This is a genomic window from Kribbella sp. NPDC104218 (assembly GCF_055584105.1).
Window position 1 is genome coordinate 122,327 of sequence record NZ_JBVJMQ010000002.1, and the last position, 15,772, is coordinate 138,098.

14 protein-coding genes are annotated in these 15,772 nt (G+C 69.9%); 6 read left to right on the top strand and 8 right to left on the bottom strand.

The window, feature by feature from the left end; all coding sequences use genetic code 11:
- Window positions 1-69: 69 nt before the first annotated feature.
- From ACZ6ZD_RS16645 to ACZ6ZD_RS16655, 3 genes are all read left to right on the top strand, one after another.
- A complete protein-coding gene (locus ACZ6ZD_RS16645) occupies window positions 70-648 on the top strand; it encodes a DUF1707 SHOCT-like domain-containing protein (protein WP_465672905.1) in 579 nt (192 codons plus the stop codon).
- A 45-nt stretch (window positions 649-693) separates the two neighbouring features.
- On the top strand, window positions 694-1,857 hold the full coding sequence (locus tag ACZ6ZD_RS16650) for an acyl-CoA dehydrogenase family protein (protein ID WP_465672907.1): 1,164 nt from the start codon (window positions 694-696) through the stop codon (window positions 1,855-1,857).
- An 86-nt stretch (window positions 1,858-1,943) separates the two neighbouring features.
- A complete protein-coding gene (locus ACZ6ZD_RS16655) occupies window positions 1,944-2,228 on the top strand; it encodes a DUF6458 family protein (protein ID WP_465672909.1) in 285 nt (94 codons plus the stop codon).
- 9 nt (window positions 2,229-2,237) lie between these two features.
- On the opposite strand, the gene rny is transcribed toward ACZ6ZD_RS16655, so the two are convergent.
- From rny to ACZ6ZD_RS16670, 3 genes are all read right to left on the bottom strand, one after another.
- The gene (rny, locus tag ACZ6ZD_RS16660) at window positions 2,238-3,929 is read right to left on the bottom strand and encodes a ribonuclease Y (RefSeq protein ID WP_465672911.1); all 1,692 of its coding nucleotides are present in this window, start codon (window positions 3,927-3,929) and stop codon (window positions 2,238-2,240) included.
- Between the two features lie 607 nt (window positions 3,930-4,536).
- A complete protein-coding gene (locus ACZ6ZD_RS16665) occupies window positions 4,537-5,082 on the bottom strand; it encodes an antitoxin (protein ID WP_465672913.1) in 546 nt (181 codons plus the stop codon).
- 152 nt (window positions 5,083-5,234) lie between these two features.
- Entirely contained in the window at window positions 5,235-7,724 is a 2,490-nt protein-coding gene (locus ACZ6ZD_RS16670) for an ATP-binding cassette domain-containing protein (RefSeq protein ID WP_465672915.1), read from the bottom strand.
- A gap of 62 nt (window positions 7,725-7,786) precedes the next feature.
- Here ACZ6ZD_RS16670 and ACZ6ZD_RS16675 point away from each other — a divergent pair, with 62 nt between their 5' ends.
- Window positions 7,787-8,749 carry a helix-turn-helix transcriptional regulator gene (locus ACZ6ZD_RS16675; protein ID WP_465672917.1) on the top strand — a complete coding sequence of 321 codons (963 nt, stop codon included), beginning with the start codon at window positions 7,787-7,789 and terminating at the stop codon, window positions 8,747-8,749.
- On the opposite strand, the gene ACZ6ZD_RS16680 is transcribed toward ACZ6ZD_RS16675, so the two are convergent.
- From ACZ6ZD_RS16680 to recA, 3 genes are all read right to left on the bottom strand, one after another.
- Window positions 8,704-9,117: a hypothetical protein gene (locus ACZ6ZD_RS16680; RefSeq protein ID WP_465672919.1), complete on the bottom strand. Its 414-nt coding sequence runs from the start codon at window positions 9,115-9,117 to the stop codon at window positions 8,704-8,706. The genes ACZ6ZD_RS16675 and ACZ6ZD_RS16680 overlap by 46 nt on opposite strands.
- A 548-nt stretch (window positions 9,118-9,665) precedes the next feature.
- Window positions 9,666-10,166, bottom strand: a complete 501-nt coding sequence (locus ACZ6ZD_RS16685) for a regulatory protein RecX (RefSeq protein WP_465672921.1) — start codon at window positions 10,164-10,166, stop codon at window positions 9,666-9,668.
- A 1,555-nt stretch (window positions 10,167-11,721) separates the two neighbouring features.
- Complete coding sequence (gene recA / locus ACZ6ZD_RS16690) at window positions 11,722-12,798, bottom strand: recombinase RecA (RefSeq protein WP_465672923.1); 1,077 nt, start codon at window positions 12,796-12,798, stop codon at window positions 11,722-11,724.
- A gap of 250 nt (window positions 12,799-13,048) precedes the next feature.
- Between recA and ACZ6ZD_RS16695 the strand changes: the two genes are divergently transcribed.
- On the top strand, window positions 13,049-13,840 hold the full coding sequence (locus tag ACZ6ZD_RS16695) for a hypothetical protein (protein WP_465672924.1): 792 nt from the start codon (window positions 13,049-13,051) through the stop codon (window positions 13,838-13,840).
- Window positions 13,841-13,883: 43 nt separating this feature from the next.
- A complete protein-coding gene (locus ACZ6ZD_RS16700; RefSeq protein WP_465672926.1) occupies window positions 13,884-14,450 on the top strand; it encodes a GrpB family protein in 567 nt (188 codons plus the stop codon).
- A 9-nt stretch (window positions 14,451-14,459) separates the two neighbouring features.
- On the opposite strand, the gene ACZ6ZD_RS16705 is transcribed toward ACZ6ZD_RS16700, so the two are convergent.
- Window positions 14,460-14,654 carry a DUF3046 domain-containing protein gene (locus ACZ6ZD_RS16705; protein WP_171670048.1) on the bottom strand — a complete coding sequence of 65 codons (195 nt, stop codon included), beginning with the start codon at window positions 14,652-14,654 and terminating at the stop codon, window positions 14,460-14,462.
- A complete protein-coding gene (locus ACZ6ZD_RS16710) occupies window positions 14,651-15,748 on the bottom strand; it encodes an LppM family (lipo)protein (RefSeq protein ID WP_465672929.1) in 1,098 nt (365 codons plus the stop codon). Before ACZ6ZD_RS16710 ends, ACZ6ZD_RS16705 begins: the two co-directional genes overlap by 4 nt.
- Between the last annotated feature and the right edge of the window lie 24 nt (window positions 15,749-15,772).

The window sequence follows — 15,772 nt, forward strand, 5'->3', positions numbered from 1 at the left end:
GGTCGCGACCGATGGTGACGACCCCGGTGTATTGCGTTGGGGACACCCTGCCCGGCGTACGGTTGGATCATGAGTCTCGAGCAGCCGCCGCCCGGTCAACGGGCCTCGGACAAGGACCGCGAGCAGGCGGCCACTGTGCTGCAGGAAGCGCACACCGACGGCCGGCTCGACTTCCAGGAGCTGGACGAGCGGCTCACCCAGGTGTACGCCGCGAAAACCCAGCTGGAGCTGCGGAACGCGACGGCCGACCTGGTGCCGGTCCGCAGCCGGACGGCGCCGGCGGAGGTGTCGATCCGCGCAACGCACAGCTCGCAGAAGCGTGAAGGCGCCTGGCAGGTGCCGGAGCGGGTCATGGCCGAGCTGAAGCACTCGTCCGCGCGGCTCGACTTCACCGACGCCGTCGTGCACTGGCCCGAGGTGACCGTGAACGCCGACCTCAAGCACAGCTCGATCACCATGATCGTTCCGGTCGGCTGGTCGGTCACCCTCGACGAGCTCGACTTGCAGGGCGGCTCGGCCAGCAACAAGACGCGCGGTGCGACGGCAGGCGGCGTCCATCTGATCGTGCGCGGGTCCGTGCTGCACAGCTCGGTGACGGTCCGGCACCCGCGGCAGCGGCGCTGGTGGTGGCCCTTCTCCCGGAAGTGACGAAAACCTCCTTCGCACTGGTCCGGTAACCGTTAGCGTGTGGCCATGACCGCTTCCCTGGACCTCGTCGACGTCGACTCGCTGCTCACCGCGGAGGAGGTCGACGTCCGGGCGGCCGCGCGGCGGTTCGCTGACGAGCGGCTGCGGCCGTCGCTCCCGGAGTGGTTCGAGAGCGGCAGCATCCCCGCGCGGGAGCTGGCCAAGGAGCTGGGCGCGCTCGGCTTCCTCGGCATGCATCTGACCGGTTACGGCTGTGCTGGGCTCGGTCCGGTCGCGTACGGGCTGGCCTGCCTGGAGATCGAGGCAGCGGACTCCGGGATGCGCTCGCTCGTCTCAGTACAGGGGTCGCTGGCGATGTACGCGATCTGGAAGTACGGCAGCGACGAGCAGAAGGAAGAGTGGCTGCCGCGGATGTCGGCGGGTGAGGCGATCGGCTGCTTCGGGCTGACCGAGCCCGACTTCGGCTCCAACCCCGGCGGAATGCGGACGAACGCGCGCCGCGACGGTGACGACTGGGTCCTGAACGGCTCGAAGATGTGGATCACCAACGGCTCGGTGGCCGATGTCGCCGTGGTCTGGGCGCGGACGGACGACGGCGTCCGCGGCTTCGTCGTACCGACGGCCACGCCGGGCTTCTCGGCGCCGGAGATCAAGCAGAAGATGTCGCTGCGCGCCTCGGTCACGTCGGAGCTGGTGCTGGACGACGTGCGGCTGCCGGCGTCCGCCGTCCTCCCCGAAGCGCGGGGGCTGTCGGGGCCGCTGGGGTGCCTGAACGAAGCCCGCTTCGGCATCATCTTCGGCGCGATGGGCGCGGCCCGCGACTGCCTCGAGACCGCCATCGCGTACGCCGGGGAGCGCACAGTCTTCGACAAACCGCTGTCGGGCTACCAGCTCACCCAGGGCAAGATCGCCGATATGGCTGTCGAGCTGAACAAGGGCATCCTGCTCGCTGTCCACCTCGGCCGACTGAAGGAGAAGGGCGCCCTGCGGCCCGAGCAGGTCAGCGTCGGGAAGCTGAACAACACCCGCGAGGCCATCGCGATCGCTCGCGAGTGCCGGACGATCCTGGCCGCCAACGGCATCAGCGGCGAGTACCCGATCATGCGGCACGCCAACAACCTGGAATCCGTCCTCACCTACGAGGGCACCTCCGAGATCCACCAGCTCGTGATCGGCCAGGCCCTGACCGGGCAGAACGCCTTCCGCTGATCGCATACCGGCGTGACGGCATGGGTACTGGGAGTTAAATCCACTACTCCACGTCACGGGGCCGGGGCGTTCGGAAGGAGCTGGCTATGCGGATCGGAGCCGGAATCGCGCTGATGACGGCGGGCGCCATCATCGCGTTCGCCGTACGGGACACCTCGGAGCGGCTGAATCTGCCGGCGCTCGGGATCATCATCATGCTGGCCGGGGCGGCGGGGATCTGGCTGTCGTACCGGCTGGCCAACCCGCGCCGGCGGGACGAGACGACGGTGCTCAAACCCGAGGTCGAGCGGCAGTACAGCGTGGCGCCGCACGAGAAGGTCGCCGAGAAGCCGATCGATGTGACGCCGACGCACCTGCGCGAGGACGTCTGAGCCCAGGCCCTACTTGGCGACCTCGGTCGCGCGGGACTCGCGGACGACGGTGACCCGGATCTGGCCCGGGTAGGTCAGCTCCTCCTCGACCTGCTTGGCGATGTCGCGGGCCATCACCTGGGCCGCGATGTCGTCGACGGCGTCCGGCAGGACCATCACGCGGATCTCGCGCCCGGCCTGCATGGCGAACACCTTCTCGACGCCGTCGTGGTGCATGGCGATCTCCTCGAGCCGCTCGAGCCGCTGTACGTAGGCCTCCAGCGACTCGCGCCGCGCACCCGGCCGGCCACCGCTGACGGCGTCCGCGGCCTGGGTCAGGACGGCCTCCACCGTGCGCACCTCGACCTCGTTGTGGTGCGCCTCGATACAGTGCACGACGTCGTCGCTCTCGCCCCACTTGCGGGCCAGCTCGGCGCCGACGATCGCGTGGCTGCCCTCGGACTCGTGGGTGAGCGCCTTGCCGACGTCGTGCAGGAACGCGCCGCGCTTGCACAGCTTGGGATCGAGCCCCAGCTCGGCGGCCATCATCCCCGCGATGTGCGCGGACTCGATCAGGTGCTTCAGCACGTTCTGCCCGTACGACGTCCGGTAGCGCAGCAGGCCCATCGTACGGACCAGCTCCGGGTGCAGGTCGGTGATCCCGACCTCGGCCATCGCGTCCTCGGCGGCGCGCTCGCACAGCTCGGCGACCTCGCCCTTGCTGCGCTCGTAGATCTCCTCGATCCGGCTCGGGTGGATCCGGCCGTCCAGGACGAGCGAGTCCAGCGTGAGCCGCGCGGTCTCCCGGCGGACCGGGTCGAAACACGACAGCAGCACGGCCTCGGGGGTGTCGTCGATGATCAGGTTGACGCCGGTGGTCTGCTCGAAGGACCGGATGTTGCGGCCCTCGCGGCCGATGATCCGGCCCTTCATGTCGTCACTGGGCAGGTGCACCACCGAGACCACGGACTCGCTGGTCTGCTCACTCGCCAGCCGCTGCACGGCGCCGGTGATGATCTTGCGCGCCTTCGTCTCGCCCTCGTCGTGCGCCTGCCGCTCGATGTCGCGGACGATCGAGTGCGCGTGCCGCTTCGCCTCGGTCTCGATCGCGGCGACCACCTCGGCCTTGGCCTGTTCGGCGGTCAGGTTCGCGACGCCTTCGAGGATCCGCCGGCGCTCCTCCTCGAGATCCTTGATCTCGGCCTTGCGCTGATCCAGCTCGGTCAGCTGCGCGGTCAGCTCGGTCTGCCGCTCCTCCAGCACCCGGTGCTGCTCGTCGAGCCGCTCCTCGCGCTCGGTCAGCCGGTGGTCGCGACGCTCCATCTCCAGCCGCTGCTCCCGCAGGTCGTCGCGAATCGACTGCGTCTCCGCCTCGGCCTCCCGCCGGACGTCGGACGCCCGCTGCTCGGCGTCCCGGCGAACCTCGGAGGCGCGGTCCTCGGCGGCGCGGCGGATCTCCTCGGCCCGCTGCTCCGACGTCTCCGCGCGCACCCGCAGGACAGCGGCCTCCTCCTCGGCCTGGCGCTTGATCAGCTCGGCCTGCGACTTCGCGCCGGAGGTGATGGTCGCGGCCTCGAGCTGCGCGTTCGCCGCGGCGGCCGTGTTGTCGGCGGCCTTACGGCGCGAGAGGGTGAAGCCGATCCAGGCCAGCAGGCCCACGATCAGCAGTCCGATCAGGGTCAGACCGGCGGAGGCCGCCGTCGGCAGAGCCGCGAGTGGCATCGGCCTCTCCCCTCGTCGAGTCCCGCACCGGGCGGAACTGTGGCAGTCGGTCGAAGGGAGTCACCGCCGGGTACGCCGATGCCGGCAGCCCGGCTCGGGGCGTCGCCGCCACCTGGCCGGCCGCAGTGCGGCCACATCACCCGGTGCCACTGAAGCCACCGGAGCGCCGTCGAACCGACAGCGTCGCAACCCGCCGTCGCAGTCTTTCAGCTCGCTATAACCGCCACCGTCAGGTGGAGTAATCCCTTCGTATTCCCCACGCTAGGCGTGCCCCACCACCCGGTCAAGACGGACACTCACCCACGCCCCCACCACATCCGCGACCCCGTCGCACCAACAAACCAGCGCCCCCACTGGTCCACTCGATCCCCACTCCCCGCAACCGTTCGCGAACACCGGGTACAACCCGAAGCGGCGGCCGGCCGGCACCCGGGAACCACCTCTCCCGGCCGCCGCCGCACCGCCGCTTCCCACCTCCAGCCGCACCCGGGCACCCTGCAGTTCGCACGCGGTTGTCACTCACACCAGCCTGCTAGTCGTGCGGGTTGCTGCTCGTGTGCGTGTGCGAGCCTGCAAGTCCTGCGGGTTGGTGGCCCGCTTGGGTTTGCTACTCCCGAGGGCCTGGGAGCCCGCCGGTGCTCTGTGTGGCGCCGTCGCCGGTGGGCGCATCGGTCTCCGGCGAGAGGCTCTCGTCGAGGCTGCCGGTGGCACCCTCGTCGACTGCGCTCTCGCCCGCATCGGCGGCGTCGTCCGCGCCGATTGTGTCGCCGGTGTTCTCGCCTGCGTCCACGGCGTCGTCCGGGACGACGTCGTCCGTGCCGGAGACCGTGCCGCCGGTTTCCGCGCCTGCGGGGTTGGAGCCGGCCGAGCTGTCGTCGGACGGCTCCGGGACCTCACCGCCGACCGTGGTGGCGCCGGCGTCCTCCGAGCGGTTCCCGGGCCCTTCCGGCACATCCGCGGGCGCGCCACCGGATTGGGAGTCGACGTAGTTACCGACCTTTTCCTGCACCGAGTCGACTTTCTCCGCGTACTTCCCGCCGGTCTGCCGATCGATCAGATCGCCGGCCTTCTGCACGCCGGCCTTGATCTGGTCCGGGTTCTGCTTGACGACGTTCCGGAGCCAGTTCTTCGCCTGTTCCTGGAAATCGTTCATTGCACCCTCCGCGGTGTCAGGGGCGGATCGACGGAAAAATCACAGCCTACGAGCCCGGCCAAACACCGGTCCCACTTCGGATAACACACCGTCGCCCCGCACCCGTCAACGCCACTCGCCGTCAACACCACCACAGATTCCGCGACACCCCGTCACACGCTGTGATCGGACGCCGCCTCGAGCGCCTGGCTGGTCGGCGTCCCGCACCCGCGATACGCCTCCGGCCGGCCTTCGTAGAGCACTGTCCCGCCGTGCCGCCCGGGCCCCGGCCCGAGGTCGATCAGCCAGTCCGCCCGCCGGATCACCTCCAGGTTGTGCTCGACGACGAGCACCGGGTGCCCACGCTCCACCAGCCGATCCAGGACGCCGAGCAGCGTCGCGATGTCGTCCAGGTGCAGCCCCGTCGTCGGCTCGTCCAGCACGTACGCCGTCCCGCGCTCGGCGACCCGCAATTCCCTGGCGATCTTCACCCGCTGACATTCCCCGCCCGACAACGTGTTCAGCGACTGGCCCAAGCGCAAATACCCGAGCCCGACCGCGGCCAGCTGCCGCAAACCGCGCGCGATCCCCGCGTCCGGTAACTCCGCGATCGCCTGCTCGATCGTCAATCGCTCGACATCCGCGATCGAATACCCGCCCACCGTGTACGCGAGGACCGCATTCGTGAACCGCCGCCCGGCGCACTCCGGGCAAACCACCTGCTGCCCTTCCAGGAACGCCAGATCGGTGTACACCACCCCCAGCCCGCGGCACTCCGGACAAGCGCCCGCGGAATTCGCACTGAACAACGCCGGCGAAACATTGTTGCGCTGGGCAAACAGTTTGCGAATCGCCGGCGCGATCCCGGTATAGGTCACCGGCGTCGACCGCCGTCCGCCACCAACCCCCGACTGATCGACCACGACCGCCCCATGCTGCGCCACGAACTCCGCCGCCAGACTCGACTTCCCCGACCCCGCCACCCCCGACAACACCGTCATCCCCGCCCCCGGCACCCCGACCGTCACATCACGCAAGTTGTTCATCCGAGCCCCCCGAACCACCAACTCCCCAACTCCCGACCCCAAGCAGCCCGCCCAACCCTCGCCAACCCCAGCCGACTCCGAGTCGCCGCGTCGCGCCCGCCTGCGATCGTTCCCCGGCCCGTTTCCCGACCACCTCGCCGCTCCAACCCCGGTCGGCTCCGCACCGGCCGCCTCCCCGCGCGCCGAACTCCCCAGCCGCTCTCCCGCCGTCCGAGCCGTCTCGTCCCCGTCCCCACCAGGCCCAGCCGGCTCCGTGCTCCGCTCGCCGTTCTGCGGTTGTCCGACCACCTCGCTCCCCTCCCGCCGGAGCGCCCGGCCCGTGGGCGTGTCCGCCTGGAGCAGCTCGTCGTACGTGCCCTGGAACACGACTCGCCCGCCGGCGTCCCCCGCTCCTGGGCCGACCTCGACGATCTGATCCGCGTGCCGCATCACCGCCGGATCGTGTTCGACCACCAGCACGCTGTTACCGCTGTCCCGCAGTTGCTCGAGCAGCGCGATCATCGAATCCACGTCGGTCGGATGCAGCCCGACGGTCGGCTCGTCGACGACGTACGTCAGCTCGGTCAGACTCGACCCGAGATGTTTGACCGTCTTGATCCGCTGCGACTCGCCACCGGACAAGGTCGTCGTCGCCCGCGCGAGCGCCAGATACCCGAGCCCGATCGTGACCATCGCCTCCAGTCGCGCGACCAGCGCCGAAACCGCTGGTGCGACAGCCGGTTCGTCGATCGCCCGCACGTACTCGAGCAGCTCGGTGATCTCCAGCTGTGCCAGTGCGCCGATCGTCCGTCCGCGCACCGTCGCGGCCCGCGGCTCCGCAGCCAGCCGATCGCCGGCGCACTCGGAGCAGACGGCCGACCGGGTGAACTTCCGGATCGCCTCCTGCTTGCGTTCCGAGAGGTTGTCGGCGGTGTGCAGGTAGATCCGCTCGAATCGCTCGACCACGCCCTCGTAGTCCTTCGGCAGCTTCCGCCCGAGTTTCGCGGCCGCGCGTCCGCCGTACAACAGCGCCTCCCGTTCGCCCGGCGTCCAGTCGCGCAGCGGTGTGTCCACCTCGAACGATCCGATGTCGGCGTACTGCGCGTACCAGTACTTGCCCGGACCGAAGCCGGGCAGCCGGATCGCCCCCTCCGCCAACGACTTGCCGACGTCCAGGAATCGGTCGACGGCACTCACCACGACCTCGCCGAGCCCGGAACACTCTGGGCACATCCCGCTCGGATCGTTGAACGAGAACCGGTTCGACTCCCCGACGTACGGATCGCTGAGGCGTGCGAACAGCAACCGCAGGTAGGTCCAGGTGTCGGTGATCGTGCCGACCGTCGACCGCGCGTTCCCGCCGATCCGCCGCTGGTCGATCACGATCACCGGCGTCAGCCCGTCGATGTGCTCGACCTCCGGCCGCGCCCACTTCGGCAACCGGTTCCGCGCGAACGGCGGGTACGTCTCGTTCAGCTGGTACCCGGCCTCGGCCGCGATCGTGTCGAAGACCAGCGACGACTTCCCCGACCCCGATCGCCCCACGAAGACGACCAGCTGATTGCGCGGTACGTCGAGGTCGATCGCGGCGAGGTTGTTCGTCCGGGCCTGGCGCAAGGTGATGACTCGATCGCTCATACCGCCGACGCTAGGTCGAAATGTGGCCGGATTCTGGCCGCAATCTGCGGCATCCTGGAGGCATGGCCGATGTCACCGCGCGGATGCTGGCGCTGCTGTCGACTCTGCAGACCGGGCGCGAGTTCAGCGGTGACGAGCTCGTACAGCGGCTCGGCGTCAGCCCGCGAACGCTCCGCCGCGACGTCGACCGGCTGCGCGGCTACGGATACCCGGTGCAGACCCAGCCCGGCCCCGGCGGCTACTACCGGCTCGTAGCGGGCCGTACGATGCCCCCACTCGTCCTGGACGACGACGAAGCGGTCGCGACCCTGCTGGCGCTGGCGTCACTCGGCTCGGTCGGTTCGGCGTCCGAGGGCGGGCTCGACGCCGCGGCGACGCGCGCGTACGGGAAGGTGGACCAGTTCCTCCCCCTGCGGCTGCGGGAGCGGGCAGTGTCGGTCCGGGCGAGTGTCGAGACCAGCCATCAAGCGGCGCCCAGCGTCCCGGCCGAGCAGTTGGGCGAGCTCGCCGAGGCGATCGGGCAGCAGCAGACGATCTCGTTCGACTACCTCAACAGCCAAGGCGAGCAGTCGATCCGTCGTGTCGAGCCCCACCGGCAGATTCACCACCTACTGCGGTGGTACCTGCTGGCCTGGGACCTCGACCGTGACGACTGGCGCGTCTTTCGCGTCGACCGGCTCCGCGACCTGCGCCGCAGTACAACGCGCTTCACCACGCGCCCGCTGCCGGCCGAGTCAGCAACGGCCTACCTCCGGCAGGGCCTACAGAAGACGAAACACCCTGTCCAGCTGACGATCAACGCGCCGGCCGAAGCCGTGATCGACGCATTCAAGTACCAGGACGCCGAAGTCCAAGCCCTCGACCCGCTACACACCGAACTGTCCCTCGCCCTCGACAGCTGGCACTGGCTGGTCCTGCCACTGGCATTCCTGGACGCCGACTTCCAGATCACCCACGCCCCACCAGAATTCCTGGCCGCCTACCGAGCCTTCGGCGACCGCTTCCGAGACGCAAGCACCTCCTGAGCACTCGCCTCCGGCGCAAACACCAGCCACCCATCGAGCAACGCCTCCCGCAACACCCCCTCCGTCACCTTCTCCAACTGCACCAGAACAGCGGCGTACCCATCAAAATGCGAAATCGTGAAGAACCCATCCCCCGCCCGCGCCGCCAGCACCGCCTCCTTCTCCCCCAAGTCCTCAACCTTGATCGCAAGAATCGCCCCCTCCGGCGGCACCTCACTCCCGAACCGCTTCAAATCCGCCTTACTGAACGGCCGCTCCCACGCATAAGCCTTGCCCCGCACAGTCCAAGTCCGACACCCACGCCGCCAAACCTCCCCCGTCCCCGGCAACTCCCCCACCAACCGCCCCACATCCTCCACCGTCACCATCCCCCCAACCTCCCCCCACACCCACCCCCCGTCAACCACCCAAACCCACCACCCCCGTCTCCCCAACACCCCAGCCACGTCCACCGGAGTACTCACCCCTGGCCTCCCCAACGACCAGCCCCCCAGCCCCACCCGCCGGACTACACGACCCCAGCCCTATCCGCCGGACTGTTCGCCCCCACCCCGTCACCCCTGACTACTCAACGCCCCATCCCACACCTCACGCGCACCTACCGCCCCGAACCCGGCCCCGCCACCACCCCAGCCATCACCCCGCAGGTGACAGCCGACCCACCCCCGGACCGACCACTCACCTCCACCCAACCCACACGCCATGCGCACCCCCCGACCTGAGCTCCCTCCCTCACCACCGCCACAGCCCCCTGCACCCAACAGATGGCCACCAACCCCACCCCCGGGGCTGGTCGACGGCGTTTCTTGGACGTCGTCCTGGCCCGCGTCGCGGACACCAATGCGAACGGTCGGCGCCGGCCGGACGCCGAGTGCCGTCCCGGCGGGGTGTGGTGGGCGTGGTGGGTGCAGCGGACTCAGTCGTCGGGTTCTAGGCCTGAGGCGTCCAGGAGCGGGAGTTCTTCGTGGGAGGCGTCGAGCTCTTGTTTGACGATGCTCATCGCCATCCCGCCTGGATATCCCTTGCGGGCAAGCATGCCGAGCAGCCGGCGCATCGCGACCTCACGCTCCAGCGAGCGCATCGACCGCAGCTTCTTGCGGACGAGCACCCGCGCGGTCTCCTCCTCCTGCTCCGGCTCCAGCTCGTCGAGCGCGTCCCGCGTCAGCTCATCGTCGACCCCACGCCGCCGCAGCTCCTGCGCCAACGCGCGCTTACCCAATCCGCGACCTCGATGCCGCGACTCCACCCAGGCCGTCGCGAACGCGGCGTCGTTGATCAAACCGACCTCAGTGAACCGATCGAGCACCTCGTCCGCGATGTCGTCCGGAATCTCCCGCTCCGCCAGCACATCAGCCAGCTCAGCCCGAGTCCGCGGCTGACCGCTCAACTTGTCCAGCAAGATCGTCCGAGCCACCACCGCCGGATCCCCCTCAACCCCAGCCGGTGCCTCCCCCTCCCGCCGCCGCTTCCCGATCCCCCGCCGAGGCGCTGCCGCCCGCCGCCGCCCCCCACCCCCGCCAACAACCCCACCCACCCCATCAGGCGCAACCACGCCCCCAGAAGCAAACGCCCCGCCACCCGCAGAACTCAACCCACCCACATCACCCGACACCACCCCAGCCGCACGCGCAGCCGCCCCAGCGCCGGACTCCGACACAGCTCCAGGTGCCGGCGACACATCAGACCCACGCCCCCGCGCAGAACTCAGGTCAGCCGCAGCCGGTCCTGGGCCAGGCGCGAGCTCAGGCCCAGATTCCGATGCTTGCCAGGGCTCCGCTCCGGGGTCACGCGCGGACTCGCGCGTGGATGTAGCTGCGGGTGGCGGATTCGCGCCGGTCACGGGCGCGGGCGTTGACGGCGTAGGAGCCACGTCGGTGGACTCAGGTGTCGACGGCGTAGATGCCGAGCCCGTCGCGGGCGCAGCGGCAATCGAGGGCATTGAAGCCGCACCGGTCGCAGACGCGGGGATCGAAGGCGTAGAAGCCTCACCGGGCATGGGCTCAGGTGTTGACGGCTGAGAAGCCGCACCGGGCGTAGACGCAGGGGTCGACGGCGTAGAAGCTGCGCCGGTCACAGACTCGAGTGCCGACGGTCTAGGAGCCGCATCGGGCGCGGACTCAGGTGTCGAAGGTGTAGGAGCCACGCCCGTCGCAGAGGTTGGCGTCGACGATGTTGGAGCCGCACTGGTCGCGGACGCGGGTGTCGAAAGTGTTGGAGCCGCGTCGGCCGGGGGGCCGGGTGCGAGCGGGGGCTCTGGGGGCGTTGCTAGCTTGGATGCGGGAGATGGGGTGGGTGGCGTGGGTTGGTCTTCGGGGTCGGCCCAGGGGTCGAATGGTTTTGGCTTGGCTGGTTGGTTGTTTGGCTCGGCGGGTGGTTGCTCGGTGTCGGCGAAGGCCTTTGCTTCGGCCCAGTAGTCGGCCGCGACGCTTCGCCGGATCGCCGAACTCCGGCGGCGTCCGTTCTCGGGGTCGTCTGCCGCGAAGTCGTCGTCCAGCTCTCCCCACGGATCGACCGGGGCCGGGCTTTCGCGACGCTTGGAAGGACGAGCCTGGCGGAGACTGGGCTCGCGCTCGGACGCCTTCGATTCTCCGCCGGCCGGACGCCGACGCCCGCTGGACCGACCGCCACCGGACACCGCCTCGGCGTCTTCAGCTTCCTCCGCCGGTCGACGCGAAGCATTTGCCCTGGGCTCGCGCCGCGAACTCGCATCCGAACGCGCACCTGCCGGACGTCGACGTCCGCTGGATCGACCGCTGGCGGACGCCGAAGCTGCCTCCTCGTCGACCTCTGCTGGGCCGGCCGGCCGGGCCGCTTTCGGCTGAGGGCGGGTGCTGGGGGTGGGGCTTGGGGAGGGTGGGCCTTGGGCGAGGAGGCGGCGGGCGTAGGCGAGCCGCTCCTCGTGGGGTAGAGACAGCGCCGCGGGGGCAGGTTCCTCGGCGGACCGGGGAACGCTGCCACCCGCGGGTGGTCGATCAGAAGTCGACATCGACCTCGGCCGTGGCCTTGGGGTCGGCCGGTGCGTCCAGAGTCGGGCCGATGCCCATCTTCTCCTTGATCTTCTTCTCCAGCTCGTTGGCCAGATCGGGGTTGTCGCGCAGGAAGTTCCGCGCGTTCTCCCGGCCCTGGCCGAGCTGGTCGCTCTCGTAGGTGAACCAGGCGCCGGCCTTGCGGACGAAGCCCTGGTCGACGCCGAGGTCGAGCAGGCTGCCCTCGCGGCTGATGCCCTGCCCGTAGATGATGTCGAACTCGGCCTGCTTGAACGGCGGGGCCACCTTGTTCTTCACGACCTTGACGCGAGTCCGGTTACCGACGACGTCGGAACCGTCCTTCAGCGACTCGATCCGGCGGACGTCCAGCCGGACCGACGCGTAGAACTTCAGCGCCTTACCACCGGTCGTCGTCTCCGGGGAGCCGAACATGACGCCGATCTTCTCGCGCAGCTGGTTGATGAAGATCGCGGTCGTGTTCGTCCCGCTGACCGCACCGGTCATCTTCCGCAGCGCCTGGCTCATCAGCCGGGCCTGCAGACCGACGTGGCTGTCACCCATCTCGCCCTCGATCTCGGCGCGCGGCACCAGCGCGGCCACCGAGTCGATCACGACGATGTCGATCGCGCCGGAGCGGACCAGCATGTCGGCGATCTCGAGCGCCTGCTCACCGGAGTCCGGCTGCGAGACCAGCAGCGCGTCGGTGTCGACGCCCAGCTTGCGCGCGTAGTCGGGGTCGAGCGCGTGCTCGGCGTCGATGAAGGCCGCGATCCCGCCGGCGCGCTGGGCGTTGGCCACCGCGTGCAGCGCGACCGTCGTCTTACCGGAGGACTCCGGGCCGTAGATCTCCACGACGCGACCGCGCGGCAGACCGCCGATCCCGAGCGCGATGTCGAGCGCGATCGAACCGGTCGGGATGACCTCGATCGGCGGCCGGTTCTGCTCGCCGAGACGCATCACCGACCCCTTGCCGCACGCGCGCTCGATCTGCGTCAGCGCGGTCGCGAGCGCCTTCTCGCGATCCGCTTCCTTGCGCTCCGCGCTCGCTGTTGCACCAGCCATCAGACTGCCACCTGACCCATCTCGTAATCGGGGCTGACCACCCGGCCGCCCGGAGGATTTCCGTGTCGCCAGAGAAGATATTCGGCGCCACGGACAGTTTTGGCCGCCACCACGAATCTGTGGACAACCGGGCTGTCCGCCGCCCTTCCCGGGTGCACAAACTATCCCGAACACGTGTTCGAATCACAAATTGACACGCCGGACCCGCCGAGACAACTTCCTGGCCCGCGCATTACCTACTCTTGCGGGCGTGACAGAGCGCCCCGACGTCCCCGACTCCGCCGTCGTCCTCGCGCTCAGCCGGGTCGAGTTCGGCATCGACTCCGTGCTGGACGCCCTGCGGACGCAGGACCCGTTCGGCATCCGCAGCACCCTCACCGACTACTCCGCGCAGGAACAGCCCAATCTGGCCGAGAAGGGCCTGATCCTCGCGATCGACCGGCTGCTGAAGATGAAGGTCCCCGGGCACGCCGAGTGGCCCACGCTCCCGCTGGCCGAGCGCTGCGACTGGTGGGTCGAGCGGATCGGCGGGTTCGCGGCCGTGGTCGCGGGCCTGCCCCGGATCAGCGGCGCCGCGGCTGACCGGCTGCCGATCAAGGACACCCTCGGCGCGGCGGTCCAGGCGATGGTCATCGGCGCGGTCTGCCGCGAGTACGGCGTCGACGCGCACGCGGATCGGACGGCGATCATCGCCCGGGTGCTCACCGACCGCCCGATCACCCCGGACGACGTCCTCGAGTACGACGACCCGACCGCGGCCGGCCAGGAGGTCGCCAAGCAGCTCGGGTTCGGCGACGAGTCCGGGGATGCGGGACTGCGGAGAGCGGTCAAGCTGGTGTGGCGGATCAGCAAGCTGCTCGGCGGGCTCGGCGAGGTGTTCGAGGACCGGCCGCGCGGCAGCCTCGGCGCGCGGTTCATCGGCAAGTTCCCCGGGGTCGGCGTCGTCGGCGGGTTCTTCGACGAGCGCAAGGGCATCCGGAAGGCGGCGTACGAGGCGGCCGACCTGCTGACGACCAGCGCGTTCCGGGTCAAACCGGTCTGAGTTCCGCCTGGGCCGCGCGCGGGCGGGCTGACATGATCGGCGGATGAACGCGATCGCCATCGTGCGGCCGGACGAGACCTGGCCCGCGCAGTTCGAGAAGACGGCGCGCGTCGTCCGGGGCGCGCTCGGCGACGTCGCGCGGCGGGTCGACCACATCGGCTCGACGTCGGTGCCCGGCCTGCCCGCCAAGGACGTCATCGACATGCAGGTGACGGTGGCGTCGGAGCCCGACCTGTACGTCGCCGTCGAGCGGATGACCGCCATCGACTGGGACTTCCGGACGGCGGCGCAGCGCGACCACCCGGTACCGGGTCTGCCCACGGACGAGCGTGAATGGGTGAAGCGGCTCGTCGTCGAGCCCATGTACCGCCGGCGGGTGAACCTGCACATCCGCGTCGCCGGGCGGGCCAACCAGCGCTATGCGCTGCTCTTCCGCGACTACCTGCGCAGCCACCCGGAGACCGCGCAGGCGTACGGCGAGTTCAAGCGACGGGCGGCGAGGTTGCCGTTCGACTCGGTCGGCGACTACGCCGACCTGAAGGACCCCGTCTGCGACCTGATCTATCTCCCGGCCGAGGAGTGGGCCGCGCGGACGAGCTGGACGATCTGAGCCGCCGGCTCAGCGATCGGCCGGCGGCAGCTGCAGATGCGCCCACACCGCCCGCCAGACGGTCTTCGCGGCCTCACCGTCGGCGAGAGCCTCGATGACCGTCCGGCCTTCGAGTTGCTCGACGACCTGGGTCTCGGCCCAGGTCCGTGCATAGGCGGGACCGAGATGGCGATCCATCCGGTCCCAGAACTCCGTCAGTCTCATGCCTGCCCGTCGTTGTCCCGCGGCGGTTGCGCCCAGCCACCCTGCTGCGGCCCCGGCTGCGCCTGCGGCGGCCCGGCCGGCGGCTGACCCTGCTGCGGGCCCCACTGGCCCTGCTGCGGTGGCTGCTGCCCGTACGGCCCACCAGGCTGGCCCTGCTGCTGCTGCGGCGGCTGGCCCTGCGGCGGCGGACCCCACTGCCCCGGCTGCGGCTGGCCTGGGTACTGCGGCTGACCCGGCTGCGGCTGACCCGGGTACTGCGGCTGACCCGGCTGGCCGCCGTACTGACCCGGCTGACCCTGCTGCGGGAACCCGGGCTGCTGCTGCGGACCAGGCCCGCCGTACTGACCGGGAGCGCCGTACTGACCCGACTGACCGCCGTACTGCGGACCCCACTGGCCCTGCTGCGGCTGGCCCGGGTACTGCCCCGGGTACTGGCCGTAGCCCTGCTGCGCCTTTACCTTCCGGCTGCGCAGCACGAAGAACGCGGCGGCGCCGCCACCCAGCAACAGCAGCACCACGATGAGGATGATCGCCCAGACCGGGAAGCCGCCGCCGGCCGAGGAGGTCAGCGACACGTTGCCGAGCTTGTCGAGGCTGTCGTACGTCGCCGTCCGGCCCTTCACCTGGGCGCCGGAGTCGTGCTCGAGGATCTTGCCCGGCATGGTGATCTTGAAGTTGACGTCGGCCTGCTGGCCGCCGGTGACCGCGGAGCCGAGGTTCGGCACCTTGATCGCGACGAAGATCTTGCCGTCGTCGGTCTTGCGGAACGTCATCCCCTCGCCGCTCGAGCTGCCCATCTTGTCGAACGGCACGCCCTCGAGCGTGCACTTCTGGCCGACGTAGCGGTCGTCGTCGAAAGCCGTGCAGGCCACGCCGTCGGTGGTCAGCTGTTTGACGCTGCTCTCGATCCGCTGCCGGACGGTGTCGAGCGACTGGCCGCTGGACTCCAGCAGCTGTTTGTCGAACCCGAGCTGCATCGTGCCGGAAACGGTCTCGTCCGACCCGACCTTGAGGTCGGTGTCGAGCTTCGCGCACCCGCTGAAAGCGAACAGACAAGCCACGACGACGATCGCGGCACGGACCCGGTTCATCATGGGCCGAATCATTCCAGACCCCGC

What these genes read in the sequence shown, in the direction of transcription:
- ACZ6ZD_RS16655 (WP_465672909.1), top strand. Translation starts at nt 1,944, where the DNA reads ATGCGGATCGGAGCCGGAATCGCGCTGATGACGGCGGGCGCCATCATC.
- ACZ6ZD_RS16670 (WP_465672915.1), bottom strand. Translation starts at nt 7,724, where the DNA reads ATGAGCGATCGAGTCATCACCTTGCGCCAGGCCCGGACGAACAACCTC.
- ACZ6ZD_RS16705 (WP_171670048.1), bottom strand. Translation starts at nt 14,654, where the DNA reads ATGAGACTGACGGAGTTCTGGGACCGGATGGATCGCCATCTCGGTCCC.
- ACZ6ZD_RS16665 (WP_465672913.1), bottom strand. Translation starts at nt 5,082, where the DNA reads ATGAACGATTTCCAGGAACAGGCGAAGAACTGGCTCCGGAACGTCGTC.
- ACZ6ZD_RS16680 (WP_465672919.1), bottom strand. Translation starts at nt 9,117, where the DNA reads ATGGTGACGGTGGAGGATGTGGGGCGGTTGGTGGGGGAGTTGCCGGGG.
- ACZ6ZD_RS16650 (WP_465672907.1), top strand. Translation starts at nt 694, where the DNA reads ATGACCGCTTCCCTGGACCTCGTCGACGTCGACTCGCTGCTCACCGCG.
- ACZ6ZD_RS16645 (WP_465672905.1), top strand. Translation starts at nt 70, where the DNA reads ATGAGTCTCGAGCAGCCGCCGCCCGGTCAACGGGCCTCGGACAAGGAC.
- ACZ6ZD_RS16675 (WP_465672917.1), top strand. Translation starts at nt 7,787, where the DNA reads ATGGCCGATGTCACCGCGCGGATGCTGGCGCTGCTGTCGACTCTGCAG.
- rny (WP_465672911.1), bottom strand. Translation starts at nt 3,929, where the DNA reads ATGCCACTCGCGGCTCTGCCGACGGCGGCCTCCGCCGGTCTGACCCTG.
- ACZ6ZD_RS16700 (WP_465672926.1), top strand. Translation starts at nt 13,884, where the DNA reads ATGAACGCGATCGCCATCGTGCGGCCGGACGAGACCTGGCCCGCGCAG.
- ACZ6ZD_RS16710 (WP_465672929.1), bottom strand. Translation starts at nt 15,748, where the DNA reads ATGATGAACCGGGTCCGTGCCGCGATCGTCGTCGTGGCTTGTCTGTTC.
- recA (WP_465672923.1), bottom strand. Translation starts at nt 12,798, where the DNA reads ATGGCTGGTGCAACAGCGAGCGCGGAGCGCAAGGAAGCGGATCGCGAG.